The 26,769-nt window shown below is 72.0% G+C and carries 24 protein-coding genes; 11 read left to right on the top strand and 13 right to left on the bottom strand.

Features of this window, described 5'->3' with window-relative positions:
- The first annotated feature begins 97 nt into the window (after positions 1–97).
- Positions 98–835: a TylF/MycF/NovP-related O-methyltransferase gene (locus BFF78_RS11340; RefSeq protein WP_069778204.1), complete on the top strand. Its 738-nt coding sequence runs from the start codon at positions 98–100 to the stop codon at positions 833–835.
- A 5-nt stretch (positions 836–840) separates the two neighbouring features.
- On the opposite strand, the gene BFF78_RS11345 is transcribed toward BFF78_RS11340, so the two are convergent.
- Positions 841–1,509 carry a DUF1707 SHOCT-like domain-containing protein gene (locus BFF78_RS11345; protein WP_069778205.1) on the bottom strand — a complete coding sequence of 223 codons (669 nt, stop codon included), beginning with the start codon at positions 1,507–1,509 and terminating at the stop codon, positions 841–843.
- 530 nt (positions 1,510–2,039) lie between these two features.
- Between BFF78_RS11345 and BFF78_RS11350 the strand changes: the two genes are divergently transcribed.
- Positions 2,040–2,906, top strand: a complete 867-nt coding sequence (locus tag BFF78_RS11350) for a lytic transglycosylase domain-containing protein (protein ID WP_227025815.1) — start codon at positions 2,040–2,042, stop codon at positions 2,904–2,906.
- Between the two features lie 246 nt (positions 2,907–3,152).
- Positions 3,153–3,695 carry a hypothetical protein gene (locus BFF78_RS11355; RefSeq protein ID WP_069778206.1) on the top strand — a complete coding sequence of 181 codons (543 nt, stop codon included), beginning with the start codon at positions 3,153–3,155 and terminating at the stop codon, positions 3,693–3,695.
- Between the two features lie 78 nt (positions 3,696–3,773).
- Here BFF78_RS11355 and BFF78_RS11360 read toward each other — a convergent pair whose 3' ends face one another.
- Together BFF78_RS11360 and BFF78_RS11365 are read right to left on the bottom strand one after the other, a co-directional pair.
- Positions 3,774–4,907 carry a Vgb family protein gene (locus BFF78_RS11360; RefSeq protein WP_069778207.1) on the bottom strand — a complete coding sequence of 378 codons (1,134 nt, stop codon included), beginning with the start codon at positions 4,905–4,907 and terminating at the stop codon, positions 3,774–3,776.
- Between the two features lie 8 nt (positions 4,908–4,915).
- A complete protein-coding gene (locus BFF78_RS11365) occupies positions 4,916–5,974 on the bottom strand; it encodes a gluconolaconase (RefSeq protein ID WP_069778208.1) in 1,059 nt (352 codons plus the stop codon).
- A 359-nt stretch (positions 5,975–6,333) separates the two neighbouring features.
- On the opposite strand from BFF78_RS11365, the gene BFF78_RS46815 reads away from it, so the two are divergent.
- Positions 6,334–6,510: a cold-shock protein gene (locus BFF78_RS46815; protein WP_165289358.1), complete on the top strand. Its 177-nt coding sequence runs from the start codon at positions 6,334–6,336 to the stop codon at positions 6,508–6,510.
- A 50-nt stretch (positions 6,511–6,560) separates the two neighbouring features.
- Here the strand turns inward: BFF78_RS46815 and BFF78_RS11370 are convergent, their stop codons facing one another.
- Positions 6,561–7,355, bottom strand: a complete 795-nt coding sequence (locus BFF78_RS11370) for a helix-turn-helix domain-containing protein (RefSeq protein WP_069778209.1) — start codon at positions 7,353–7,355, stop codon at positions 6,561–6,563.
- Between the two features lie 204 nt (positions 7,356–7,559).
- Here BFF78_RS11370 and BFF78_RS11375 point away from each other — a divergent pair, with 204 nt between their 5' ends.
- The 4 genes from BFF78_RS11375 (at position 7,560) to BFF78_RS11390 (ending at position 9,980) form a co-directional block, all read left to right on the top strand.
- Complete coding sequence (locus tag BFF78_RS11375) at positions 7,560–8,594, top strand: aldo/keto reductase (RefSeq protein WP_079161266.1); 1,035 nt, start codon at positions 7,560–7,562, stop codon at positions 8,592–8,594.
- A 162-nt stretch (positions 8,595–8,756) separates the two neighbouring features.
- Positions 8,757–9,050 carry a hypothetical protein gene (locus tag BFF78_RS44690; RefSeq protein ID WP_159032991.1) on the top strand — a complete coding sequence of 98 codons (294 nt, stop codon included), beginning with the start codon at positions 8,757–8,759 and terminating at the stop codon, positions 9,048–9,050.
- Positions 9,051–9,096: 46 nt separating this feature from the next.
- On the top strand, positions 9,097–9,546 hold the full coding sequence (locus BFF78_RS11385) for a MarR family winged helix-turn-helix transcriptional regulator (protein WP_227025816.1): 450 nt from the start codon (positions 9,097–9,099) through the stop codon (positions 9,544–9,546).
- 128 nt (positions 9,547–9,674) lie between these two features.
- Entirely contained in the window at positions 9,675–9,980 is a 306-nt protein-coding gene (locus BFF78_RS11390; protein WP_069778213.1) for a putative quinol monooxygenase, read from the top strand.
- A 292-nt stretch (positions 9,981–10,272) separates the two neighbouring features.
- On the opposite strand, the gene BFF78_RS11395 is transcribed toward BFF78_RS11390, so the two are convergent.
- From BFF78_RS11395 to BFF78_RS11415, 5 genes are all read right to left on the bottom strand, one after another.
- Positions 10,273–11,307: a 3-oxoacyl-ACP synthase III family protein gene (locus BFF78_RS11395; RefSeq protein WP_069778214.1), complete on the bottom strand. Its 1,035-nt coding sequence runs from the start codon at positions 11,305–11,307 to the stop codon at positions 10,273–10,275.
- Between the two features lie 85 nt (positions 11,308–11,392).
- Entirely contained in the window at positions 11,393–12,082 is a 690-nt protein-coding gene (locus BFF78_RS11400) for an HAD family hydrolase (RefSeq protein WP_069783526.1), read from the bottom strand.
- 29 nt (positions 12,083–12,111) lie between these two features.
- Positions 12,112–13,188 carry a ScbA/BarX family gamma-butyrolactone biosynthesis protein gene (locus tag BFF78_RS11405; protein ID WP_069778215.1) on the bottom strand — a complete coding sequence of 359 codons (1,077 nt, stop codon included), beginning with the start codon at positions 13,186–13,188 and terminating at the stop codon, positions 12,112–12,114.
- 163 nt (positions 13,189–13,351) lie between these two features.
- Entirely contained in the window at positions 13,352–14,419 is a 1,068-nt protein-coding gene (locus tag BFF78_RS11410; RefSeq protein WP_069778216.1) for an aldo/keto reductase, read from the bottom strand.
- 152 nt (positions 14,420–14,571) lie between these two features.
- The gene (locus BFF78_RS11415) at positions 14,572–16,122 is read right to left on the bottom strand and encodes an MFS transporter (protein ID WP_193433441.1); all 1,551 of its coding nucleotides are present in this window, start codon (positions 16,120–16,122) and stop codon (positions 14,572–14,574) included.
- 124 nt (positions 16,123–16,246) lie between these two features.
- Between BFF78_RS11415 and BFF78_RS11420 the strand changes: the two genes are divergently transcribed.
- On the top strand, positions 16,247–17,830 hold the full coding sequence (locus tag BFF78_RS11420; protein WP_069778217.1) for an FAD-dependent monooxygenase: 1,584 nt from the start codon (positions 16,247–16,249) through the stop codon (positions 17,828–17,830).
- Between the two features lie 74 nt (positions 17,831–17,904).
- On the opposite strand, the gene BFF78_RS11425 is transcribed toward BFF78_RS11420, so the two are convergent.
- Both BFF78_RS11425 and BFF78_RS11430 read right to left on the bottom strand, forming a co-directional pair.
- On the bottom strand, positions 17,905–18,744 hold the full coding sequence (locus BFF78_RS11425; protein ID WP_069778218.1) for a zinc-binding dehydrogenase: 840 nt from the start codon (positions 18,742–18,744) through the stop codon (positions 17,905–17,907).
- A gap of 125 nt (positions 18,745–18,869) precedes the next feature.
- A complete protein-coding gene (locus BFF78_RS11430) occupies positions 18,870–20,042 on the bottom strand; it encodes a hypothetical protein (protein ID WP_159032992.1) in 1,173 nt (390 codons plus the stop codon).
- Between the two features lie 236 nt (positions 20,043–20,278).
- On the opposite strand from BFF78_RS11430, the gene BFF78_RS11435 reads away from it, so the two are divergent.
- Complete coding sequence (locus BFF78_RS11435; RefSeq protein WP_079161268.1) at positions 20,279–24,307, top strand: type I polyketide synthase; 4,029 nt, start codon at positions 20,279–20,281, stop codon at positions 24,305–24,307.
- Between the two features lie 146 nt (positions 24,308–24,453).
- On the top strand, positions 24,454–25,083 hold the full coding sequence (locus tag BFF78_RS11440; protein ID WP_069778221.1) for a TetR/AcrR family transcriptional regulator: 630 nt from the start codon (positions 24,454–24,456) through the stop codon (positions 25,081–25,083).
- An 18-nt stretch (positions 25,084–25,101) separates the two neighbouring features.
- Here the strand turns inward: BFF78_RS11440 and BFF78_RS11445 are convergent, their stop codons facing one another.
- The gene (locus BFF78_RS11445) at positions 25,102–26,265 is read right to left on the bottom strand and encodes an MFS transporter (protein ID WP_069778222.1); all 1,164 of its coding nucleotides are present in this window, start codon (positions 26,263–26,265) and stop codon (positions 25,102–25,104) included.
- Positions 26,265–26,768 (bottom strand): GNAT family N-acetyltransferase, encoded by a 504-nt coding sequence (locus tag BFF78_RS11450; protein ID WP_069778223.1) that lies wholly within the window; start codon positions 26,766–26,768, stop codon positions 26,265–26,267. Before BFF78_RS11450 ends, BFF78_RS11445 begins: the two co-directional genes overlap by 1 nt.
- Between the last annotated feature and the right edge of the window lies 1 nt (position 26,769).

Genomic DNA, 26,769 nt, shown 5'->3' on the forward strand with positions numbered 1-26,769 from the left:
ATGCGAATATGACCGTCGGTTCTCGTACTTCCCACCGCGCAGGTCCGTCCCGCCGGCGGGACGGGCACGTTTTCAGTGAATCGAGTCGAGGAGGAACATGGGCGACAACATTGCCGACGGTCTGTCACCGGTGCTGCCGGAGCTCAGTGGCCTGCTGCCGGACCTTCGCGGCATGGACATCGCAAGCCTGCTGACCGACTACGCCCGAATGGCGAAGATCCTTTCCGTAATGGACGCCGCCCGCTTCCTGGAGGAGAACTTCGCGTCGGCGCAGAACCTTGGAGGGCGGGAGAACCTCCTTCGGCATGCCTGCTGCTCGGTGGCGATGGACGGTGACGTCCTCGAGTTCGGCGTCATGGGCGGGCAGACCCTGGCCATCCTCTGTGACGAGTTCGAGGACCGCCCCGTGCACGGGTTCGACTCGTTCAGGGGGCTGCCCGAGGACTGGACCCACGACAGTCCGAGCGGCACGTACAGCACCGGGGGCCAGGTACCGACCGATCTTCCGTCCAACGCAAAGCTGCACATCGGTCTGTTCGAGGACACGCTGCCGACATACCTGGCCGACAGCGACGCCCCCGTCGCTCTCCTGCACATCGATTCCGACCTGTACTCCAGTGCGCGCACGGCACTGTTCGGACTCGCCCCACGGCTGCGGGCGGGGTCGTTGATCGTTTTCGACGAGTTCCTCAACTACCCCGGCTGGCGCCGGCACGAGTACCGCGCCTTCATGGAGTTCGTCGAGGCGTTCGACGTCGAGTTCCGCTACTTCTCCTTCGCATCCAGCTATCTGTCCGTCGCGGTACGGCTGGACTCCGCGCCCAAGGTGAGCTGACCGCCTCAGCGACTGCGACCGGCCCGCCGGGGGGACGCGGGCCTGCGCAGCAGCCACTGCCCGAACGTCCGACGCGGGGGCCGCACCACCACACGGCCGTGGGCCTTCTGACCGACCAACTGCACTCGCAGAGCGACCGGTGTGTCATGATTCGTCGGGGTCTGACGGTATTTGATCTTACTGTGCACCAGCTGCAGACCATCCGTGTCGATCACGATGCCCGGCCTGGTGATCAGCGTCAGGGTCTTCCCCGTCATGACCACGTCGATCCGCAAGGTGTCGTGCGTGATCACCGCGTCGGTGAAGTCGAGGGTCATCTCGCAGTACGTCAGCGCGAGCTCCAGTCGCTGCGGCACCACCCAGCGCCCCACGCGCTCGACCGCGCCGCTGTGGATCTGTTCGATCCGGACCACGTCCTTGACCTCTGCGACGGTCACGCCGGCGCCGGCCGACACGGGCGGCAGGTCGGCGGTGAGCGCGGCAAGTTCACGCACGGTCCGCGCCGACAGGGCGGCCTCCACCCGCTCGTCCAACTCGTCCGCGGTCAGCAGGCCGTCCCCCGCCGCGATACGCAGCACATCCACCACCCGGTCCCGGTCCGCATGAGAGGCCCGCAGCTCGGGCGACGGGCCGGGGCCGGAGCCCTTCCCGGTGGGCGACATCTCTCCCGACATGCTTCCGTCCTGCTCCTGTCGAACGTCTCCGCGCGACGCAGGCAGCGACGCGACTGGAGAACCCAAGGTATGCGCGATATCGATCCCTGCTGGGCCGCATCACGGAGAGGCGATGGCCGGCGTCGATGTGCGGCACGTGCATCCATCATGCCGAGGCCCTGTCACTGCAAACAACCGCACGCCACAGGCCAGTTGGCTCCGCAGAGCCACTTCGGCGCGCCGGAGACGCACCCGACCGACGCACAACCCGGCCGCACCGGCCGGCGGCGGAGTTCCGGCGGTCCCTCCGGATCCTCGCACTCCGCGCGACGGACCGGCCGTCCGGCCGCGTAGAGCGGACGACGGATCCGTTCAGGGAGAGGACTGCACAGTGACAGCGCACGCGCTCAAGGGGCACTGAGAGGTGCCAGGGGTACGGCGGTCGCGGCGGCGGCGATGGCCGCGCTGACCGCGTCGCAGGCGCCGGGGGCGCTCCCGGCCGGGGCCGCGGAGCCCGCCCGGCAGGCGGCACCGCCGGGCACGCCCCGAGCGTGTCCGGAGACACTCCGTACCGCACCGAGCTGCCGCCGCTGCGGACGCGGAAGAAGGGCTCGGCAGCAGGAGTGACGGGCGGCGGTGCCCTGCCCGCGACCGTGTTCGCCGCGTACCGGCGTGCCGAGGAGGAGCTCGCCCGCACCGCGCCCGGATGCCGGCTGCGCTGGCAGCTGCTGGCCGCGATCGGCCAGGTGGAGTCCGGGCAGGCGCGGGTCGGCCGGGTGACCCCGGACGGTACGACCGTGACGCCCGTGCTCGGCCCCCGACTGACCGGCGGCGCCTTCGCCGTCGTACCGGACACCGACGGCGGCGCCTACGACGGGGACGCGGAGTACGACCGCGCGGTGGGCCCGATGCAGTTCACCCCGTCGACCTGGGCCCGCTGGGGCGCGGACGGCAACGGCGACGGACGCGCGGACCCGGACAACGTCTACGACGCCGCGCTCGCCGCCGGCCGGTATCTGTGCGCCGGCGGCCGGGACCTGTCGGACCCCGCCGACCTGGACCGGGCGATCCTCGGCTACAACCACTCGGACGCCTATCTGCGCACGGTGAAGGCCTGGTACGCGTACTACCTGACCGGACACCGCGTGGTGCCGGACGCCGCCGCGGGGTACCCCGCGGACCGCCGGAAGCCGTCCCGCGCGAAGACCCCGAAGCCCCCGGAGCCCGCATCGTCCGAGTCGGCGCACGGCCGTGCGCCGGGTCCCGGGCCGTCGCGCACACCGTCGGCGCCCTCCCCGTCACCCACCCCCAGCCCGTCCCGCTCGGGCTCGTCCTGTTCCTCGTCGGACGCGGGCGGCCGCGCGGCGTGGAGTCCTCTGGGACTTCTCTGGGACTTCCGGCCGCATCAACGGGCATGACCGCGAAACAATCGAAAGGCCGTTTGTGCAGGTCAGGAACTCAGGCCAGCAGAGCGCAGCGGGTCACGATGCCAGCTGGTCTCTTCCGGGACATCCGAGACGGGAGAGTGCCGGGCCGGCGTGACACCTGATCGGGCTCACGGCATCACACCCTTGACATATCCGGAATGCCGACTATGAGGGCTGTCGGTACGTTCATCGCAGGTCGGTCGCCCGGCCGACGTCCGTGAGACAGAGGGATGTGACATGCCCCCGCGTACATTTGCTGTGCTCGGCGCCGGAATAGCCGCGACCGTCCTCGCAGTCAGCGGCATCACCTACGCCTCGACCGACGGATCCGCCCCGGCGTCCCCGTCCGTCCACCGGGAGGCCCGGCCTGTGCACCGGGCGGCCCGGCCTGTGCAACGTCCCGCTCCTGCCACGGCCCCCACCGGTGGCAGGGGCGCAAGCGGGGAGAGGAACGAAGGCCGCGGCGGTGAGGGACACGGGGACGGCCATGAAGGCCATGGGGAAGGCGGAAGGATCTACTTCAACGAACGTTCGTACTCCGCCTCCGCCGAAGGCTGCATCACCGCGACCGGCTCCAGCAGCTTCAGTGTGTTCAACGACAGCCGGAAGACCGTTGAGGTCTTCCGGGGCTTCAGCTGTGACAACGGTGCTCCGGTCGCCACCGTGGGGCCGCACGGCGACACCTTCGGCGTGGTGACCCGTACCGGCCAACCGGGCGTATTCGGTGACGATGGTGTCGTGGGCAGCTTCCTGGTGGTCTGCGACCACGACGAGAGGTGACCGCGCCGCATCGCCCACCAGCTGCCGTTCGGGGCGTCCGGGGCCAGGATTCCGGACGCCCCGTCAGGCGTGGGCCGCTTACGCCACGACCTTGCCGATGCCTCCCAGGGCCTGGGCGGCGCGTTGGGAGAGCCGCCACAGCTGGCCCTGCTGGTTGCCGACGTAGATCTGGGCGTTGCCGCCGTCCAGCGCGACACCGAAGGGGTGGCCGAGACCGGAGGCCACCACGCGCTGCGCGCCGTCGACGAGGCACACCTCGTACAGGCGGCCGCCGGACTGATCGGTGACGTATGCCTTGCCGGCGCCGTCGAGCGCCACCCGGGCGGTGTTCGCCCCGGGAAGGCCGGTCACGACGCGTGTGGTGCCGTCGGCCAGGGTCACCTCGTACAGGGTGGTGCCGTCGCTCTGGCCGACGTACGCCTTGCCGTTGCGATCCAGCGCCACTCCGGAGGCGTGCACCAGTCCACTGGCGATCGTCTTCTTCTCGCCGCTTCGCAGGTCGACCGCGATCAGCTGCCCGTCGTTCCAGTTGGCGACATAGGCCTTGCCCGTTCCGTCCAGCGCGACGCCGTACGCCGCCGGGACGCCGGCGACCAGGCGGGAGGAGCCGTTGGAAAGGTCCACCGCGAGCAGCCGGGAGCCGGCGTAGTCCGTGGTGTAGGCCGTGCCGTCGCCGTCCACGGCCACGTCGCCGATGTCGCCCAGGCCGCCGGCGACCACGTGCTGGGCGCCGGTGGCGAGATCCACCGCGGACAGCTTCTGACCGCCGCGGTCGGGGACGTACGCCGTCTTCCGCGACGGGTCCACGGCGAGACCTTCGGACCTCCCGAGGCCCGTTGTGAGCAGGACGAAGCTCCTGGTGTCGCCGATGCGCGGCAGGTCTTCGTCGCGGATCTCCACCTTCAGGGACTCGGATGCCTTGTTCATGGCCGACGACGCCATGGTGGACACCGGGCCGGGATCTTCGCTGACCTGCCGCTGATCGGCGGACACGTCCTGGAACTTCTGGAAGAGGGGGCCGAGGAACCCCATGACATCGAACACCCCGTGCGCCGTCTGGCGCACCAGCCACGGGTCGCGCTGAGCCTCCAGGTCGCGTACGGCCCCCGAGACATCCCCCGCGCCAGGAGTACCGTGGTTGAGCGCTTCAGTGGACTGCTTGGCGGAGCCGGCTTCGTCCCCACCGCTGTCGAAGACGTTCTTGAAGGACATCAGCTCTCCTAGAGGGGCTTCTTCTGGTTCGTGTAGTCGATTTCTTCGGGCTGGAAGACCCGGTGCTCGCCCACGCGGACAGCGACGACTTCGGCCGTCCCTTTCTGCATGAACCTCTTTCCCTCGTCGGCCATGTCGAAATTGTCGGCGCTGTCGGCGAACTCACCCAGTGGCCATGCGAGGACCTGGGAGTATTGCGGATCCTTGGCTTGCGGCGGATTCCACCGGACCGCTACCGGCCGCGGGTAGTACAGGGCGACCCACCCGCCGAAGGTGACCGGGAATTCGTAGTCGAACCTCCTGATCTGACGTCGCGTCGTGGCCAGCACGTCCACCCGGCTGCTGACTTTCACACTGATCGCCGACGTGTGTTTCCAGGAGGTGGTCAGCGAACCGCTGACGGAAGCGGTGACCCCGAGCATCAGCTGTGCCGACAATTCCCCGGTGCCCGTGGCGGAACCCGTGGCCGTCGTCGTACTTGTCGTCTGCGCCTGGGACTCGTTGTCGACGCCCTGATTGTCCTTGCTGTTCTTCAGCGTGGTCTTCTGGGACTGGTTCACCGCCACGCTCTTCTGCAGCTGCTGCTGCAACGATACGGACGACTTCGCCCCGAAGGTGAGCTGCACCTGCCCTTGGAGCGACCAGCTGATCGTGTTCGAGACCGAGAACTCGACGGTGTCGGTCGCGGTGACTTCGACCGGGTCGGTTCCGTTGACGTACGTCTGCTTGGAGAACATGTCGGGGGGAGGCTGTTCGATGTCGCTCTGCTCTTCGATGAGGGGCACGCCCAGGTTCATGTAGGCCCGCCATCGGCGCTGGTACGCCGTCTGCTCCTCCTGCGGAAATCCGCCGTAGCGCACCTGGTTGAGCGAGAAACCGATGGGGCTGATCGGATCTCCCCCTCCCTCCGGAACCCTCTTCAGCGCGTTCGGCCGGCGATTCAGGATGGCATCGGCCTTGGCGGCGATGTCGAGCTCCTCCTGGTTTCGTGTCGTCAGTGGGTGGCGCATGAAAACATCGCCGAGATAGGCGCGGCCCACAGGATTCTTCACGCTGGTGCTGGACATACCGTCAGACCTCCCTGAATTGCTGCCGCACGGACTCCCCTTGGATCTCTTTCAGGAGTCGGGGCACCGCAATCGCCCAAGACACAGGTGCGAACAGAAATGGCCTGGACCGGCAGCGCGCCGCGGACCGGCAAATGGACGGCGGTTGCCGAGCCGGCCCGGTAGGACACGGACCGGGCCCGCGTTGAGGTGCGGGGATATGTGGCCGAGAAGCGCGTGGACGCAGGTAGACAGCTGACTTCTGGTCAAACCCTGTCCGACGCGCCGACGCGCCCTTCCCTCCGCCGGACACGCCGGGTGATGCTCTGCTCACCGGGGGAGATCGGCAGCTCAACGACCAAGCCACGGAGGACAGGACGATGCCTCTCGGAACGATCGCCCTTTACAACGACGCGGACGGTGTGGGCATCATCACCGCCGAGGACGGCGAACGGCGCCCGTTCTCCGGCATGGAGACGCAGACCACGCGTGAGGGTCAGCGGGTCCTTTTCGATGTCGTCGGCGAGAAGGCGACGAACGTGATCGCCGTTCGGTGACGGCCGTTCAGTGACGGGCCATTCAGTGGCGTTTATTCGATGACTGTCCGTCAGGCTCCTTCCGTCGCGGGCTCGTTCATGTAGGTGAGCAGCGTCTGGTCGGGGTCGTCCGGCAGGGTCAGTGTCTCCAGGCGCATGGTGAGCGTCCCGCGTACGGGATGGTGCACGGTCCGTGGTCCGTGCGGCCTGCGGCGGACCGTGCCGCTCGACCAGAGCCGGTGGAACCGGCCGCTGTCCCGGTCGAGTTCGTCGATGAGGGCGGTGAGGCCCGGGTCGTCGGGGTGCCGTGCCGCCGACACCCGCAGCGCGCTGACCACCTCCTCGGCCGTGGCGTCGTCGAAGCGGGGACGGCCGCCGCCGTCGTCGTCCGGTGCGAACACGAGCCGGGCGAAGTTGCGTTCCTCGGCCGGGCGGGCCGCGAAGTCGTCCAGAACGGCGGCCGCGGCCCCGTTCCAGGCCAGAACGTCCAGGCGGCGGCCCAGGACGACGGCCGGCGCGTCCCGCAGCTGCTCCATCAGCCGCCACAGCCCGGGGCGGACCCGTTGCGCCGCGGCCCGGCCGGAGTTGCGGCGCGGCGGGCGCACCAGGTGCCGTAAATAGGACCGTTCGTCGGGGTCCAGGCGGAGCGCGTCGGCGACCGAGTCGATCACGGCGTCCGACACATTACGGGTACGGCCCTGCTCCAGCCGGACGTAGTAGTCGACGCTGATGCCCGCCAGCAGGGCCAGCTCCTCGCGGCGCAGCCCCCGCACCCGGCGCCGGACCGGCCCCGCGGCCAGGCCCATGTCACCCGGGCTGAGCGCGGCTCGCCGGGTGCGGAGAAAGTTTCCCAGGTCGGATCCCATGACTCGAAGACACCTAACAACTATCAGACATCGAATACCTATCGCCAATCGTACCCCCCTGCGTGGTACTGCCGGTACCAGGAAGGCGAAACCTCTGGAAAGCCGGTCCGCCGGACGGCCTGGAGGGGGGACGCACCGGGCCTGGAAACCCGGCGCGCGGCACGGAGGATGGAGAGGCAGGCACATCTGACGAAAGGAGCCTCCGTGCGCTACACCACCCTCGGGCGGACGGGCATCACGGTCAGCCGCATCGCTCTGGGCACGATGATGCTCGGAGCATGGGGCAACAAGGACCACGACGACGCCGTACGCCTCGTGCACACCGCGCTGGACGCCGGCGTCAACTTCGTCGACACGGCGGACATGTACTCGGCGGGAGAGTCCGAGCAGATCGTGGGCAGGGCCCTGAAGGGCCGTCGGGACGACGTGGTACTCGCGACCAAGGTGCACTTCCCGATGGGCGACGACCCCAACCGGCGCGGAAACTCCCGCCGTTGGATCCGGCGCGCGGTCGAGGACAGTCTGCGGCGGCTGGACACCGACCGCATCGACCTCTACCAGATCCACCGGCCGGACCCGACGACCGATCTCGACGAGACGCTGTCCGTCCTGTCCGACCTGGTCCGTGAGGGCAAGGTCCTCGCCATCGGCAGTTCCGACTTCCCCGCCGAGCAGCTCGTCGAGTCGCGGTGGATCGCCGAGCGGCGCGGCCATGTGCCCTTCCACACGGAACAGCCGCCGTACTCCGTCTTCATGCGCGGCATCGAGCGGGGCGTGCTGCCGACGGCCGAGCGTCACGGCGTGGGCGTGCTGACCTGGAGCCCGCTGGCCAGCGGCTGGCTGGCCGGGCGGTACCGGAAGCAGGCGCCGCTGGTCCTCAACGACTTCCGCCGCGACCTCATCGCCCACAAGTTCGACCAGACGCTTCCGGGCAACGTGCGCAAGTACGAGGTCGTCGAGGAGCTGGTCAAGCTCGCCGAGGAGGCCGGGCTGCCGCTGACCCATCTCGCGCTGGGCTTCGTCCTCGCGCACCGGGCCGTCGACAGCGCGATCATCGGCCCGCGGACCGTCGAGCAGCTGACCGACCTGCTGGCCGCGGCGGACGTGACCCTGGACGACGCCGTGCTGGACCGGATCGACGAACTGGTGCCGCCGGGCACCGACCTCAACCCGGCGGACGCCGACTACACCCCGCCGCACCTGGCGGACCCGGCGCTGCGCCGGCGGATCCAGGGGTGACCGGGGATGCCGGGGCCCGCCGTCCTGGAGGGGATGGTCTGGTGCGCCGGCTGCGGTGAACCACTGCGTCATGTGCCGGCGCCGTCCCCCGGGTACCGCTGTCCGGCCGGGTGCCGTCCGCCCGTTCCCGCGGACGCCCTGGAGGGGCAGGTGGGCCGGGCGGTGCTGGCACGGATGTGGACCCCGGGCACGCTGGCGCGGCTGGCCGAGGCGCAGCGGCTCCTGGACGGGCTCGGTTACCGCAGCCGCATCCGGGTGCCGGTGTCGCTCGAGCACGCCGTGCACCAGTGGGAGCACGAGTACGACCGGGCCCTGCGGCGCGCTCTCGTCCAGGAGGCGCTGGCCTTCGCCCTGCGTCTGGTCGTGGCGCGCCCGGATTCCGGCGAGGACCTATGTTTCGCCTGGCGTCGGCCGTCGGGGGATCCGGCCGCTCGGGCATCTGAGGCAGAATGGTGAGCAGATGCCGTATCCCCATCAGGAACCTGTGACTATGCTGTCCCCCATGGGGACGGCAGAAGAGCGTATCGGGCACCGCATCAAGCGCGTGGAGCAGGAAGTGACCGCCGCCAAGCATGCGGCCCTGCGTCCCTTCAAGATCAATGTGCCGCAGTACAACGTACTGCTGGCCCTGTCGCTGGAGCCGGGTCTGTCCGGTGCGGCGCTGGCCAGGCGCGGCATGGTCACACCGCAGACCATGTCGTCGGTGCTGTCGACCCTGGAAGGGCGCGGCCTGGTGGAGCGGCGGCCGCATCCCATCCACAGCCACATCCTCGAGGCGCGCCTGACGCGCAGCGGGGGCGCGCTGCTGCGGCGGGCCGACGCCGCGGTCGCCCAGGTGGAGTCGCTCCTGGACGACTGCTTCACGCCGGAGGAGGCCCGGATCCTCTTCGCCCAACTGGACCGCTGTTCCGAGAAGTTGTCGGGGTGGAAGCCGGACAGCGCCAAGAAGTGACGCGCGCCGTCACGGCACGCACCCTCTCGACACCCTCGCGCCCCGGGCTCTGCCCGGGGCGTTTCGCTGCACCGGCCGGGCACACGAGAGTGCGCCGGCCGGATCCTGCCGATCCCTGAGGAGTTTTCATGTACACCGTTGCCGTGTCCTTCACCGTTCCGGCCGAGCGGCGGGCGGAGTTCGTCGCCGCCGCGCTGGAGGACGGCCGCCGCTCGCTCGCCGACGAACCGGGCACCCGGGCGTTCGACCTGATCGCGGACGCCGAGGACCCGGACCGCTTCTACCTGTACGAGGCCTACGACGACGAGGCGGCCTTCGAGGCACACTGCGCCGGCGAGCACTTCGCCCGGTTCTTCGCGGCCGTGAGCGACTGGGCCGAGGGTCCGACGTGGCTGGTGCGCGGCACTCGTGTGCCGGACCCCGTGGCCGGCTGACGCACAGGGCATGACGAAGGGGCGGCGGGCCTGGCCCGCCGCCCCTTCTTGCCGCTGTCCGGAACTCACCCGGCGCCGCCCTCTCCTTACCCCTCTCTTTACCCTTCCTCTTGACCATGCGATCCCTTACTGCTGTAAGGGAGCGAAGGGTACGGGAGGAGCAGTCGTGCGGGATGCCGGACGGCGGCCCGCGGTGGGGCCGCCGCGCCGGGGGCATCGCCCAGCAGCCGCAGCTGCAGGGACAGTTCGGCCGCCTGCCGCAGCCCCGCACGCCGATGCGCCGTCCAGGCGCTCATCGTGCGGCCGCCAGTGCGGGCTCGGCCCGGCGGGCATGGGCGGTGGGTCCCCAGTGGGCGAGCACCGCGCCCACGGTCATCCCGCCGCCGAAGCCGGCCATGAGCACCGTGTCGCCGTCAGCGAAGGCGCCCTGCCGGTGCGCGAGGTCGAGCGTCACGGGCACGGAGGCCGAACCGGTGTTGCCGAACCGTTCCAGCGCCAGATGCATGGTCGCCGCCGGCAACCCGATCGCCGGCCACACCTCCCCCAGCATCACGCCGTTGGCCTGGTGCGGCACGAAGTGCGCCACGTCCTCGCGCCGCACCCCGGCACGGGCCAGCAGTTCGTGCAGCGCACCGGGCAGATGCTCCTGCACGAACGACCGGACACCGCGGCCGTCCATCCGGAAGAAGTGCGCGCCCTCCTTCAGGGTGCGCTCGTCGGCCGGCATCCGGCTGCCCCCGGCCGGCACGCTGATCAGCCGGTACTGGTCACCACGGGTGAGCAGCAGGGTGTCGCGGATCCCGGAGTGGTCCGGCACCGCGCCCAGCAGGACGGCTCCGGCGCCGTCGCCGAAGAGGATGGCGGTCTTGCGGTCGGAGTAGTCCAGGATCCGCGAGTAGATGTCGGCGCCGACGACCAGTGCGTAACGGCCGTCACCGGCCGTGCGCAGCAGCCGCTCGGCGACCGCGAGGGCGTACACGAAACCGCTGCACACCGCGTTGATGTCGAACGCGGCGGCGTTGTCCGCGCCGATCAGATGCTGGACGATGCTCGCGGTCGCCGGCTGCGGGTGGTCCGGCGTGGACGTGGCGAGCACGATGTACGCCACGTCCTCGGCATCGACCCCGGCCTGTTCCAGCGCGGCCCGTGCGGCGCGTGCCGCCAGGTCCGAGGTGGCGTCCCGGTCGTCGGCCCGGCGCCGCTCGCGTATGCCGGTCTTGCGCACGATCCACTCGTCCGTCACACCCGCCCCGCGGGCGATCTCCTCATTGGTGACGACCGACGTGGGCAGGTACGAGCCGGTCGCCACGATTCCGATGCGTGTCATCAGATTCCCTCCCCTGTCATGACGGCCCGCCGGGTGCGGCCCGCCGGTGTGCCCGGTCGCCGCCCCGGACGGCCGCCGGCGGCCCTCACCGCGGCGCGCCCGTGAGCAGCCGCGCCCAGCCGTTCCTGCGCGCGTGGACGGCCAGTTCGACGTCGTCGCCGACGACGACCGGGCGGCCGACGGCCTGCAGCATGGGCACGTCGCTGATGTGATCGCCGTACGCGGAGCTGCGCGTCAGATCCACGCCCGCCACGGCGCCCGCGACGCGCACGGCGCGGCCCTTGGCGGCGCCGATCATCGGCACCAACACCTCGCCGGTGAGCTCCCCGCGCCGGATCACCGGGCGGGTGGCCAGCACATGGTCCGCGCCGACGTCCTCGGCGACCGGTTCGAGACAGGCGAAGAAGGACCCGGAGACCAGCACGAGCAGCTGTCCCTCCTTGTGCAGTCGCCTGAGTTCCTCCTCCACCTGCGGCACGAACAGCCCGTCGGGGTCGTCCCGCCATTCGGCGAGGTACCAGCGCCGTCCCGACTCGGCGAGCCGGCGGGCGCTCTCCCCTCGGTAGAAGCCGTAGTAGCGGCGGTTGACCTCGCTGCGCGGCGCCCCCCGCAGGGCCGCGGCCTGCAGCTCGCCCGCCAGCCTCCGGTACGTGCTCTCCGGCTCGCCGCGCGAGCGCAGATGGAATTCGAGGAAGCGGAACATGCTCTTGACGCGGATGAGCGTCTCGTCCACGTCGCAGAACACGGCCGTCCTGGCCGTCCCGGTCGTGGCCACGCTCTCTCCGCCCGTACCCGTGCGGCCGGTCACGACGGCATCCGGCTGAGCGTGAAGGAGAAGACGCACAGCGGCTCGCCCTTCTGGGTGGCCTCGACCCGCACGGTGTGCGCGGGGCCCGCCGTGGCCGGTTCCCGTTCGGCCGGCAGTGCGCCGGCCAGGGTGTAGAGGGTCACCGAGCCGGCGGTCGGCACCGGCTCGGCGAGGTCGTCGACCCAGGCCGTGAGCACGGTTTCGTCCTCCAGCTCGCCGAAGCGGGTGAACCGCACGTCCAGATCGGTGACGAACGTCTTCGCCGTGGCGATGCCCTGGACGTCCTGGGCGGCGAGCATGGCCAGCTGGCGGGCACCCTCGGCGATGACCATGCCGGGCAGATGGTCCTGCGGGTGGTCGAACAGACTGGCGTGGTGTGCGGGGATGCGCAGCAGCGCCTGGGCCACGCTGTCGGTGACCGCCGCGTCCACGAGGACGACGTTGTCCGGATTGGCGCGGCCGACCAGGTGCGGCGGCACCGGTGTCCCGGGTGTACCGACGGGGTACGTCGCGGAGGACGGCAGTGCCAGTCCGTCACGGTTGTTGAGCCGCAGGGTGATGTATCCGGTGGGGGTCTTGAAACGCAGCCCGACGGCGGCCTCGCCCACGGCACGGCCGTCGGCGGTGGTCAGCGCGAGCACGTAGTCGAGCCCGGTGACCCGTCCTTCGCGTTCCTTGCGGCTGGTGATCCGCACCTCCATCGCCAGAGAGAGCGGGGAGGCCCCCACGACGAGCGTGGCCGGGTGGTCCAGCCGCAGGCCCAGGTGCGTGAGGATGAACTTGTTGTCGGCGGGCACCCCGAAGAACCGGTGGGCGCCGGCGAGCGCGGCCTGGCGGCATGTCTCCAGGATGAGCAGCGGGTCGTAGCCGGCGGGGCGCAGCAGGTGGTCGCCGTAGTAGGCGTGGGAACGCGGCAGCTGGGCGCCTGCCGCGTAGCGCTCGTCGTCGACGGGCCGCAGGTCGGTCAGGAACACCTCGCCCAGGGCGTCCCGGTGGACCAGCGAGCGGTCCACGGTGCGGGTGTAGTCCAGGGGCGGTATGCCCTGCGTCGCTATGTCGGGAGCAGTCGTCATGGATTCCTGTCTTTCTGTCGCGGATGGTGCTTCCTGCTCTGTGTCGTGCTGGTCGGTGCGGACTTCGGGGCGGCACCACACAGGCGGAGGGACGACTGCACGAGTCGTCCCTCCGCGGTGGTGCCGGGTGCGCGGTACTCGCCGGATGGGACCGCTGCGCGTGTCAGGCCGGGTACACGTCGCCCGGCAGCTTGCGGTCCGCGGCGATGGTGCCGATGTGCCAGTACGGGTACGGCGCGGTGGTCTCGCTGACCTTGTCCAGGCGGGCGAGCTCGTCCGCGGTGAGTTCCCACTCCATCGCGCGGAGGTTGTCCTCGAGCTGGTGCGGCTTGGTGGCGCCGACGACCGCGGAGGTGATGCCCGGCTTGGCGAGCACCCAGTTCAGGGCGACCTGGGCGACGCTCGCACCGCGATCCTCGGCTATCCGGGCCATCTCGTCGACGATGTCGTAGGCCTGGTTCTCGTCGGTGAGCGGAGCGGACTCGGCGGGGGTGGGCTGCGCGAGCCGGCTGCCCTCGGGACGGCCCTCGCCCCGGCGGTACTTGCCGGTGAGGAAGCCACCCGCCAGCGGCGACCAGACGGTGATGCCGACGTTCTGGTCGACGGCGAGCGGGACGATCTCGCGCTCGAGGTCGCGGCAGCCGATGTTGTAGTAGCCCTGGTAGCACACGAAGCGGCTGAGGTTGCGGCGGTCGGAGACCGACAGCGCCTTCATCAGCTGCCAGCCGGCGAAGTTGGAGACGCCGATGTAGCGGATCTTGCCGGACCGGACCAGGTCGTCGAGCACGCGCAGGGTCTCGTCCAGCGAGGTGCGCGGGTCGAAGCCGTGGATGTGGTAGAGGTCGATGTAGTCGGTGTCCAGGCGGCGCAGGCTCGCCTCGACGGCCGCGTAGAGGTGGTGGCGGGTGGCGCCGATGTCGTTGGGGTCGTCGGTGATCCGCCAGCGGCCCTTGGTGCCGATGATGACGCGGTCGCGGACCTTCTTCAGCGTGCGGCCGAAGAACTCCTCGCCCATGCCGTTCTTGTAGACGTCGGCGGTGTCGAAGAAGTTGATGCCGGCGTCGAGGGCCTGGTCCATCATCCGCACCACGTTCTGGTCGTCGACGGTGCCGAACTCCGACCAGTTGCGGTCGGCGGCGCCGAGGAAGCTGGCGCCGCCGCCGAAGGTCATGGCTCCGAAGCACAGCTCGGAGACGGACAGTCCGGTGTCGCCCAGGTAGCGGTAACGCATGTTCTCCTGCTTTCGGTTGACTGCGGATGGTGCGGGCGCGCGGACGGCGCTGTCCGCGGCGCGGGTGGTATGAGGGGCCCGAAGGCCCGGGAGGGAGCGCCCGGGACGGGGGGTTACCGGACGCTCCCGGCTTGAGGGGCGGCGGCGCCGGGTCAGCCCGTCGCGTCCGCGAGGTGGCGGTCCTTGACCACCAGGTAGGTGACGAGCGCGCCGGCCGCCGCGAGCACCGCCAGGAAGACGAAGGCCATATGCATGCCCGACGTCAGGCTGCGGGCGACCGCGTCGAGTGCCTCCGGCCGCCGGGCGGGCGCGACGGTGGACAGCGCCGCGTCGATGCGGCCCTGGGTGGCCGCGCCGGCCAGGCGGTCGGCCTGCCCGGTGAACTGCGGGGCGGTGTCGGTCAGTTCGCCGCGCGTGTAGGAGGCAAGGAAGCCGCCGGCGGCGGCGATGGCGACCGTCTCGCCGGTGATGCGCATCGTGTTGAAGATGCCGGAAGCCATGCCGGCCCGTTCCACGGGGACGACGCTGACCGCCGCGTTGTCCATGGCGCCGAAGGCCGAGCCGACGCCCAGGCCGAAGACGAGCAGCGGGCCCACCAGGGCGGCCGCGGACTGCCCGGGTTCGAGGACGACCAGCCAGAGCGAGCCGACGGCGATCAGCACGGAGCTGGCCGTGAGCAGCACCCGCGGCGAGACGCGGTCGGCGACCAGCCGGCCGATCAGCAGGGGCAGCGCGAAGACGGGCAGCATCAGGGGCAGCAGCAAGAGGCCCGACTCGGTGCTGGACCGGCCGCCGACGCCCGTGAAGAAGGGCGGCAGGAAGTTGATCAGTACGACGAAGCCGAAGGTGATGGTGAACGGCTGGCAGACCACCACCACGAACGTCGGGTTGCGGAACAGCGTCAGGTCGAACATGGGCCGGGCGACACGCTGTTCCACCACGACGAAGGCCGCCATGAAGAGCAGGAAGCCGGCCAGCGAGCCCAGGGTGAGCGGGTCCCCCCAGCCACGCTCGCCGCCCTCCACGAAAGCGAGCGCGAGCAGGAACAGGCTGCCGCTGAAGGTGATGAGGCCGGCCACGTCGACGCGGGTGGCGTTCGGATCCCTGGATTCCCTGATCCGGGACATGAGGGCGAGGGCTACGGCGCCGAGCACCACGTTCAGCCAGAACACCGCGCGCCAGCCCGCCAGATGGACCAGGGCGCCGCCGAGCACCGGCCCCACCGCGAGGCCGGCGCCGAAGGAGGCGCCGAGGACGCCGAAGGCCTGGGTGCGGCGCCGCCCGGAGAAGGTGGCCGCCAGGATGGCCGCGCCGCTGGTGAGGACTCCGGCGGCGCCGATGCCCTGCAGGGCACGGGCGATGTCCAGGACGACGATGTCCGTGGAAAGTGCCGCGACGGCCGACATGGTGCTGAAGACGATGGTGCCGATGGCCAGGACCCGGCGCCTGCCGAACTGGTCGGCCAGCGAACCGGCCGCCAGCATGCACGCCGCGAAGGTCACACCGTAGGCGTTCTGCACCCACTGCCCCGCCGCGACACCGGCGTCGAGGTCGACGGTGAGGTCGGGCATGGCCACCGCTGGTGCGGTGACCGCCAGCGGGAGCAGCACGCTGGCCAGGGCGACCGCGATCATCACGACGCTCGAGCCCGTGCCGTCCCGACTCTCCGGCACCAGAGGCCGGGTCTCGGTCTGCGTGGTCATGTCCCCTTCTTTCCTCGGCTTCTTCTTCTTCGCCGCGAACGACTATAAGATACCGGAGTACTGTAAGACGTCTGATGGTCATCGTCAATCTGAGAACCAACGCCAACCTGACACAGGAGGAACCATGGCGAGCAGGGAACCGGAGAAGCCGGCGCACGAGCACGACGAGGTGCTGATCGTGGGCGCCGGGCCCACCGGGATGATCACCGCCTGCGAGCTGCTGCGGCGCGGGATACGGGTCCGCGTCGTCGACCGCGCCCCCGAACCCTCGCCCTTCCCCAAGGCGCTGCTGGTCTGGCCGCGCAGCATCGACCTCTTCGAGGACCTCGGCGTGCTGCCCGAACTGCGCGACGCCGGCCTCCAGATCAACGCCTTCAGCTACTTCTCCGAGCGCCGCCGGCTGGCCGCCTTCCACTTCCCCCAGCACCTCAGCCCCGTCTGCCTGCCGCAGAACGAGACGGAACGGATCCTGCGCACCCGGCTGGAGCAGCTGGGCGGCAAGATCGAGCGCGGGGTCCGCCTGCTCACCCTGGAAGGCCTGGACTACTCCGGCCGCATCGACGGCACCGGCCCGGTGACCGCCGTGCTGGAGCACTCCGACGGCCGGATCGAGCGCGCCCGGGTGCCCTTCCTCATCGGGGCCGACGGCGCCGGCAGCGCCGTACGCGCCCAGCTGGGCAGCGGATTCACCGGATCCACCTACGAGAGCGCCTTCGCCCTCGTCGACGCCCGGATCAAGGGCCGGCTCCCGGCCGACCAGGCGCTGTACTACCAGTCCGCGTCCGGCGCCCTGGTGATCGTGGCGCTGCCGGACGGGGTCTTCCGGTTCTTCTGCAGCCTGCGCCCCGGGGAACGGGTCAGCGTGGAGAACATGCAGCGGATCGTCGACGAGCGCGGCCCCAGGGGCGTCACGCTCGCCGAGCCCGTGTGGGTGTCGGAGTTCCGCATCCACGCCCGGCACGCCGGCGAGTTCCAGCTCGGCCGGGTCTTCATCGCCGGGGACGCGGCCCATGTGCACAGCCCCGCGGGCGGCCAGGGGCTCAACACCGGGATGCAGGACGCCCACAACCTCGCCTGGAAGCTGGCCGCGGTGATCCGGGGGCATGCGCCCTCCTCCCTGCTCGCGACCTACGGGCCGGAACGCTCGGCCGTGGCGCGGCGCGTGGTGCGGGACACCGACATCCAGACGCGGGGCTGGCTGGTGCGCCGGCCCTCGGCGGTGGTGGCACGGGACGCGGCCTTCCGGGCCGCCGAGCGCACCGGGCTGTTCCGGCTGTACGCGCCCGTGATGGCGGGCCGCCGGCTGTCGTACCCGGCGACCCGCCCCACCCAGGTCCCCGGCTCCCGCTCCGCCTGCCGGCTGCGCTCCCGGCTGCCCGGAGGGCTGACCGTGGGCGCGGTCTTCCCCCGTGAACTGGCCGTTCCGCACGGCTTCGCGGGTCCCGCCGAGCAGCCGCACGGCTGGACGCTGGCCGTCGTCGGCCGGGACGCCGGCGCGGCCTGGCGCGAACAGGTGGCCGGGGTGACGGCGCCCTGGCCCGAGGTGGCGGCCGTGTCGCTGGCCGCCGTCTCGGCGCGGGCCGCCACGGGCTGCGGTGCACAGGGCTACTACCTGGTGCGGCCCGACGGCCATATCGCCGCCCACGGTCACCAGGGTGACCTGGGGCGGCTGCGCGCCGAGCTCACCGAGTGGCTCGGCGCCCGCTGACCCGCCCGGACAGCGGGAGGGGGGTGCGGCCCGCGGGCCGCACCCCCCTTCCTCGTCTTCGCCCGACCCGCCGGTCAGGCGACCCGCTCGGCCGGCTCCCCGAGGCCGAGCGAGATCTCACCCGTCGTCAGCAGGTCGAGTATCTGGGCCAGTTCGAGGTCCTCGGGGGTGGCCGTACGGAAGACGAAGTGCCGCAGACCGGCCTGCTCGGGGCCGCCGAAGAAGCGGAAGAAGCCGATGTCGGCACCGTGGGCGGCGAAGGACTCGTACAGGAAGACCGAGCCGCCCGGCCGCAGCAGCCCCCGGCCCGCCGCCATCAGGTCGCCGCAGGCGGCCTCGTAGAGCACGTCGCAGGTGTCGGTGACGCCGTCCAGGTCGTGCAGCACCCGGCCCGCGCCCAGCTCCGCCACCTCGGCCGCGCGTGCCGGGTCGTGGACCACCGCGGTCACTTCGGCGCCCAGCGCGGCGGCCAGCTCCACCAGGAGGCGGCCGATGCCGCGGTCGGCGCCGGTCACCATGACCCGGCGGCCGGAGACGGTACCGGCGCCCCGGACCAGGCGCAGCGCGGTCAGCACCGCGACCCGCAGCGCGGCCGCCTGCTCGAAACTGACGTGGTCGGGCAGGACCACGGCGTACTCGGACGGGATCGCCATGCACGGCGACCACTTGCCGGCCGACGCCACGCCCACGATCCGGTCGCCGGGCAGGGGGCTGAAGCCCTCGGGGGCGCCGCGCAGCACCACTCCGGCGACGTCCCATCCCCGCAGCCAGCCCTCGGGCAGCGGCTCCGCCTTGATCATCTCGTCGTGTTCCGGTGCCACCGCGCGCACGGCGACGAGGATCTCGTCGTCGGCCTGCGGTGTGGCGGTGCTCTGGGCCGCGAGGGTCTGCCGGAACGTGAACTGCTCGGTCATGAAGGTTCCTTTCCTGCATGAGTCCTGCATGAGTTGAGTCCTGCATGAGTGATGCGTGGGTCGTGCCTGGGTTCCCGCAGGGGTGGTGCGTGGGTTCCCGCGCGGCCCTGCGGACGGGTTCCGGCTCACGGGTCCTCGGTGACCAGCACGGCGGCGCCGTCGAGTTCCTCCACCGCCACCACCTCGAACGCGTCCGGCCGTTCGTCGACGCAGGCGGCCAGCGTCAGATGGCCCTCCAGCACCCGGAACCGGATCCAGGCGTGGGTGTGGTGGTCGTCGGGGACGCCGGGCGCCAACCGGACGCGCAGCTGCAGCCGTTGGCCCCGGTCCACCGCGACCTGCGCGGCGGTGACCTCTCCCGTGGCCACCGCCAGGCAGACCAGTTCCAGGGCGGAGACGGCCCGGCCGTGCAGGCGGACGTACGGCTCCGCGCTCCCGAAGACCCGCAGGGCCGGGCCGGGCAGCCCGCAGGTGCAGGTGGCCGGCTCGCCGCGGTCCGCGGTCCGGTAACGGATCAGCGGCGGGTTCCGGTCCGGGTGCAGCGAGGTCACCAGCAGCCGTCCGTCGGCGAACTCCACGTGCTGGTGCGGCAGCGGGTGGTAGACGTCCAGCAGACACTGCGGTCCGCGGTGGCCGGTCGCCCCGGTGCTCGGTGTCCCGTACAGGCGCCAGGTCTCCGTGTACGGGAAACGCTCGGCGATCAGCCAGTCGGGCGTGGTGTCGTGGGTCGCACCGCCCAGCAGCAGGGTGCGCAGCCAGGGCACCGGGCGGCCGGCCGCGGTGCCGCCGAGCAGCCGCTCCATGGCTTCCGGCGGGGCCGCCACCGCGGTGACGCCCAGCCGGGCGAGCAGGTCCAGCCAGTCCTCGTGGCCCCCGTCGGGCAGCCGGCCGAGGGCGAGCGCGGTCGCGCCGGACTCCGCGGCGAGGCGGTTGTAGAAGTAGTGGTCCTGGCTGAGCCGGCCCGGCGGGTGGAGATTGGCCAGGACGTCGGACGGACGCAGCGGATTCCACACCGTGCGCACGTCCGGCGCGAACATGTCCGCGGGGAGCAGGGTCAGCGCCGGATCGGCCAGCGTGCCCCCGTCCGCCCACAGCAGCGCCGGACCCGCGCCGTCCGGCAGGCTCAGCGCCTCCTCGGTGGCCCGCGCGAGGTCTTCCCGTGTCATCACCGGCAGGTCCGCCAGCGCCGGTGCCGACCCCTCGCGCAGGAAAGGGGCGTAGCGGGATGCCAGGTGGGGCAGCCGGGTGGCGCGGCGGAGCAGTGAGGCCAGCGTGTCCGTGTCCGCCGGGTCCCTCACGGCTGTGACCCCCGGCGTGTGGTGATCCAACAGAGCTCACCCCTCCTTGCTCAGGTACGGCAGCCGCCGTACGGCCGACACTAAACCAGAGTCCTCTTTTGGTCTAGAGTCTTTTCTTGTATCGCAGACTATGTTTTTCATGCATCGCAGAAGATGCTTGTTCTGCAGTACATGTTTGTACTACGATCGATCATGGACGTGACACTCACCACCCGCACGCCAAGGGGGATTTCTTGATGGGTGCAGAGCGCACGCAAACGCCCATAGCCGTCATAGGGATGGGGTGCCGGTTCCCACAGGCCCGCAACGTCGAGGAGTTCTGGGCCGAACTGGTCGGCAACGTCGACGCGGTGACACCGATCCCACCGGAACGCTTCGACGTCGCGGCCCACTACGCCCCGGCCGCCCGCACCCCCGGCCGTACGGTCTCCCGGCACGGCGGCTTCGTACCGGACCCGTTCGGGTTCGACCCCGGCTTCTTCGGTATCTCCCCGGCCGAGGCCCTCACCATGGACCCACAGCACCGGCTGCTGCTGATGGTCGTCCGGGAGGCCCTCGACGCCGCGGGCATCCCCGCGCCCGACGTACGGGGCAGCACGGCCGGGGTGTTCATCGGCCAGGCCACCGCGGACTACGCGGGCCGCCCGGCCGGTGAGGACAGCCTGGCCGCGCACACCCTGCGCGAAGCCACCGGAAGCCACTTCCGCGCCATGGCCGCCGGGCGCATCTCCTACGACCTCGACCTGCGCGGTCCCAGCATGACCGTGGACACGGCCTGCTCCTCGTCCCTGGTCGCGGTGCACATGGCCCGCCAGAGCCTGCTGTCCGGCGAGACCGACCTGGCCATCGCCGGCGGCGCGAACATCATCCTCTCGCCACGGGACGCGGTCGCCTTCTCGCAGGGCGGCATGCTCTCGCCGGACGGCCGGTGCAAGTTCGGCGACAGCGACGCCGACGGGTTCGTCCGCAGCGAAGGGGTCGGCGTCGTGGTCCTCAAGCGGCTGCAGGACGCCGAGGAGGCCGGCGACCCGGTGCTCGGCGTCCTGCTGGGCAGCTCCGTCACCAACGACGGCCGGGCCGGCGGCTCGCTGATCAAACCGGCCGTCGACGGCCAGGCGGCCATGCTCCGCGAGGCCCTGCGGTCGGCCGGAGTGAGCGCCCGCGAGCTGCACTACGTCGAGGCCCACGGCACCGGCACCCCCGTCGGGGACACCGTCGAGCTGCGGGCCCTGACCCAGGTGCTGCGCGAGGACGGACCGGCGCGCCGCTGGCTGCCCGTCGGTTCGGTCAAGTCCAACATCGGGCACACCGAGGCGGCCGCGGGCGTGGCCGGGCTGATCAAGGCGCTCCTCGTCGTCCGCCACGGGCTCGTGCCGGCCTCCCTGCACCTGCGGGATCCCCAGCCGCTGCTCACCGAGGACGACTGCCCGCTTCAGGTGGTGACGGCGAACCAGCCGCTGGAGACCGGCGGTGAGCGCGCGCTGGCCGGCGTGAGCTCCTTCGGTCTGTCCGGCACCAACGCGCATGTGGTGGTCGCCGCCGCGCCCGCGCCGGCGGCCGTGACACCGCACGGCCCGACCGAGCTGCCCGCCGGCCGCCCCGCCCACCTGCTGGTGCTGAGCGCCCACTCGCCCACCGCGCTGCGGCGCATGGCGGCCGAGCACGCCGGCTTCCTCGGGGCGGACGGTGCCGGGCGCGCCCTGCCGCTGTGGGACGTGTGTGCCACGGCGGCGCTGAAGCGGCAGGCCCACCCCTACCGGCTGTGGGCCGTCGGCGCCGACCACGACGAGCTGGCCGAGGTGCTGCGCGCGCTCGCCGAGGACCGCCCGACCGAGCACGGCGGCATGGGCGAGGCCGGCTTCGACGGCCCCCGCCCCGCGGCCTTCGTCTTCCCCGGCCAGGGCTCCCAGTGGACCGGCATGGAACGCTCCCTGCTGGCCGGCAGCCCCGCCTTCGCCCGCGCGCTGACCGAGTGCGACGCACTGGTGCGCGCGGAGACGGGCCGGTCCGTGCTCGACACGCTGGCCTCCGCCACGGGCGACTTCCCCGACGACGTCGCCACCGTGCAGCCGGTGCTGTGGTCCATGCAGGTCGCGCTCGCCGCGCTGTGGCGTGACATGGGTGTCGACCCGGACGTCTGCGTCGGGCACAGCATGGGCGAGACCGCGGCGGCGGCCGTCGCGGGCGGGCTCACCCCGGCCGCCGCCGCGGCCGTGATCTGCCGTCGCAGCACGCTGATGCAGAGCGTCACCGGCCGCGGCGCGATGCTGGCCGTGGAGCTCTGCCCCGAGCAGGCGCGGGACGCGATCGCGGAGGACGGCGGCGCCGTGTGCGTCGCCGCGGAGAACGCGCCGCGGTCCTGCGTCCTGGCCGGTGACACCGAGGCCCTGCGGCGCATCGCCGCGCGACTTCAGCGGCGCGAGGTCTTCCACCGCCTGGTCCAGGTCAACGTCGCCTCCCACTCCCCCGCCATGGAACCGCTGCGTGAGGAACTCCTGGGAGTACTGGCGGATGTGACGCCTCATCAGGCCGAGATCCCGATGCTGTCCACCGTGACCGGCGCCCTGCTGACCGGTCCGGAGCTCGACGCCCGGTACTGGATGGACAACCTGCGCGAGCCGGCCCTCTTCCACGACGCGATACGCCACCTGGCCAAGGAGGACACGCCGGTCTTCGTGGAGATCAGCCCGCACCCGCTGCTGCAGAGCGCGATCGGCGACACCCTGCGGGAAGCCGGCTGTGCGCCCACCGTGGTCGCCTCCACGCACCGCCGCCGGCCGGACGGACCGCTGACGCTCGCATGCTCGCTCGGCGCCTTCTTCGCGCACGGCGGCCGGGTCGACTGGGAGCGCTGGTTCCGCGGCGAGGTCCGCCGGGTCCCGCTGCCCGCCCACCCCTGGGACACCGAGCCGCTGCGGCGCCCCCTCGCCCCGCCGGCCCCGGCGCCCCTGCGGTCCGCCACCGACGTCCGCGCCGACCTGAGCGAGGCCGTCGTACGGGTCGGCGGGCTGGCTCCCGTGCCGCCCGCGGTGCATCTGGCCGTCCTGCACGAGGCGGTCACCTCGGGTACGGCCGCCGCGGACCCCGGTGCCGTCGTCATCGAGGACATCCGCCTGTCGGACGAGCTGGTCGAGATACCCGCCGAACAGGCGGAACTGGCGCTGCGCGTGCACACCGAGGCACGGGGCGGGACGACCGCCGCCGAGGTGTACGCCGGCCCGGGGACGCCGCGGACGCTCTGCCTGACGGCGACCGTACGCAGCGGCGCGGACCGTACGCAGTCCGGCACGGGGGCGGCGGCGGGGGCCGCCCCGGTCTGGCGGGAACGGCTCGACACCGCGCTCGACCGCTGCCGTACGCACCGCACCCGGGACGAGTTCCTGGCCGAGCTCGCCACCCGCGGCTACGAGCCGAGTCCCGGGCTGGTCGCCGTACGCCACCTCTGGCGCCGGGACGGGGAGGCCGTGGCGCAGCTGCACCGCCCCGTGATCTCCGGACCGGCCGCCTGGGAGGCCTGCCTGCTGCCGCTGCTCGCCGCGATCCCCGGATCGGTCCCGGCGCACACCGCCTACCGGGTGACCGGCCTGGACCGGGCGCGGTTCCTCGACGCACTCGCACCGGAGTGCTGGGTGCACGCCACGTTCCGGACCGAGCGCGGCGGAGCCGTGGCCGGTGCCGACGTGGCCGTCCTGGACCCGGACGGGCGGCCGCTCGCCGAGTTCCGCGGGCTCCGGCTGTGCCGCCTCGGAGCGGCACCGGGCGGGCCGGCCGCGGTCCGCCCGCTGTGGGAGCTGCGCCGGTCGGCCGGGGCGCTGGTCGCCGGGTCGGTGCGGACGCTGCGTTCCGTGGGGACCGGCGAGGTGACCCGGCTGCCCGGGCTGCTGGCGCAGCGGCTGCGCCGGGCGGTGCGGGCGACCGGTCCGGCGCGGGTGGGGACCGGCGCGGTGGCGCCGCCCGCCCCGGGCACCGCCCCCACGCTCCGCGCGGTACCGGCACCGGCCGAGGAGCCCGCACGCGCCGAGGCGGCCGCCGGACGCCCCGATGCCGCCACCCGGTTCGTCGAGATCGTCGCGGGGGTGGTCGGCACCCGTCCGGCACGCATCGACATCCGTCGGCGGCTGAGCGACTACGGCGTCGACTCGCTGTCGGCCGCGCAGGTGCGCAGCCGCGTCCGGGACGAGCTGGGACAGGACGTGCCGCTGGCCCGGCTGCTCGGCGACAGCACCCTGCAGGCGCTGGCGCAGGGGCTGGCGGCGGCCTGTTGAGCGGTCGCCGGCGGGGCGGCCTCGTCAGGAGGCCGCCCCGTACCGGAAACATGAACTATGACTCATTGATAGATCGTGATACATGTAAAGCGGAGGGCCGTGGGTGGCCCTCCCCGACGGGGGCCACGCCGGTGACAGGAGCGAACATGACAGAGAGGCAGTCGGTGGTCCCGGGCCGCCGCGAACGCAACAAGTTGCGGATCCGCAGCCGCATCTACGACTCCGCCCTGGAGCTGTTCACGCGGCAGGGCTACGAGCAGACCACGGTCGACGAGATCACGGAGGCCGCGGACGTCGCGCGGGGCACGTTCTTCAACCACTTCCAGCGCAAGGAGGACGTCATCGCGGCCTGGGGGGAGACCCGCCGCGAACTCCTGCACGGCGGGCTCGCCGCCGAGGGCCTGCGGCCGGACGGCGAGGAGAGCACCGCGCATGCGCTGCTGCGCTGTATGAGCATCCTCGCCGACATCAGCCTGCGCGACGCCGACCAGACGCGCGCGCTGCTGACCGCCTGGGTGAAGGCGGGCTTCCCGCTGCACGAACAGCCGTATGTGAGCGACACGTTCGCGGCCTTCGTGGAGGCCGGACAGGGGCGCGGGGAGATCCGCGCGGCGGCCGACGCCCGGCTCGTGGGATTCATCCTGCGCGACGTCTATCTCGGCGCGCTCTTCCGCTGGGCGCAGCCGGACGCCGAGATGGACCTGGAGGCGGAACTGCACGCCGCGTGCACCACGGTTCTCGGCGGGGTCCTCACCGGGGACACGGCGGCGCGGTGAGGGCCGGCCCGCGGGACGTCAGCCCGCGGCGGCCGGTACACGCCCCCGCCAGGGAATCCACGTCGCGGCCAGGGTGACGACGAGGGCCGAGGCGGCGACCGTGGCCATGCCCAGGGTCAGGTTCGTCGCGCTCGCGACGAAGCCGATCAGGGCGGGACCGGCCAGCAGGCCCGTGGTGCCCATCGCGGCCACCAGCGCCAGGGCGTCGGAGCCATGGCCGGCCGCCGCGACGTACACGCAGGGGGTGATGGCCGCCGCGCCGAGGCCGACGCAGGCGAAGCCGAGGAGGGCCGGGACCACCCCGCCGGCCGGCAGGGCGAGCACCAGGCCGGCGGCGGCCACCGCGCTGCCGGTCCGGACCACCCGCCCGTCGCCCCAGCGGGTGCGCCAGCGGTCGGCGAACACCCGGGCCAGCAGCATCATCACGGAGACGACCGCGATGCCCAGCGGGGCCACCGTCGCGGACGCCTTGACGACGTCCTTCAGATAGAGCGTCGACCAGTCGTTCATCGCGCCCTCGGTGATCGTGCCGAAGGCCATCGCGCAGCCCATCAGCAGGGTCGTCCAGGAGGGGCGGGTCAGGCGGCGGTTCCGCTTCGGCTCGCCCGGCGCCTGAGGTTCCGTGTGGGTCAGCAGGCCGGAGCGGGCGACGGCCGGCAGGAGCAGCAACAGGGCCCCGGCGACGGCGAAGTGCGCCGGGACGGACGCGGTCAGGGTGGTCACGCCGGAGGTCAGCAGGGCGGCGGCGAGCAGGCCCGCGCTGAACGTGGCGTGCAGCCGGGACATGGCGGTGCGCTCGTACCTCCGCTCCAGTGCCGCGCCCTGGGCGTTCATGGCGACGTTGAGACAGCCGACCGCCACGCCGTCGGCGCATGTGGCCGCGATGGCGAGCGGGTAGTCGGGTACGGCGGACAGGGCGGCCAGTACGGCGACGAGGCACACGGCGGAGGCCAGGCACAGGCGCCGGGAGCCGAGGCGGCGCATCAGGACGGCGACGAGCGGGAAGGAGGCCGCCGCACCAGCCCCGCAGGCCATCAGCAGCAGGCCCACTTCCCCGGCTCCCAGGTCCAGCCGGGTCTTCAGCGCGGGGAGGCGGGAGACCCAGGTGCCGTACTGGAAGCCGAGGAAGCAGAAGAACGCGGCGATCGACCACTTGGCGCGCCGGAAGGAGGGAGCGGGCATCAGCTCGCCTTCCGCGCCGCGGCCAGCCGCGTCGACATGTAGACCGCGCCGGCGCCGTATCCGGCCGGCAAGGGCGCCCCCTGGTCGGGGAGGTAGCCGCCCGCCCGCCAGAAGGACTCCTTGCCGGCGACCGCGATCAGCGACATGGTCTCGAAGCCGCGGGTCACGGCCACGTCAGTCAGATGGCGGACCAGGCGGGTGCCGAGCCCTCTGCGGCGCAGCGGTGCGGTGACGACGAGGTCGTGCAGGTGGAGGTTGGCGGAGCGGTGGACGGCCGGCTCGGGCCGGGTCAGGTCGGGACAGCCGAACCTCGGGTAGGGCAGGGCCAGTACATAGCCCACGATCCGGCCGCCGAGGTCCAGGACGAAGCAGATGCCCGCCGAGGCCCGGGAGCGCAGCGCGGCCTCCCCCTCCGTGAGCGAGGTGCCCGCGTACGCCTCCCATTCCAGGGCCACGACCTGGGGCCAGTCGGCCTCGGTGATGCCCCGTATGTGGTGTGCCATG

The sequence above is a fragment of the Streptomyces fodineus genome (assembly GCF_001735805.1).
GTDB classification, from domain to species: domain Bacteria; phylum Actinomycetota; class Actinomycetes; order Streptomycetales; family Streptomycetaceae; genus Streptomyces; species Streptomyces fodineus.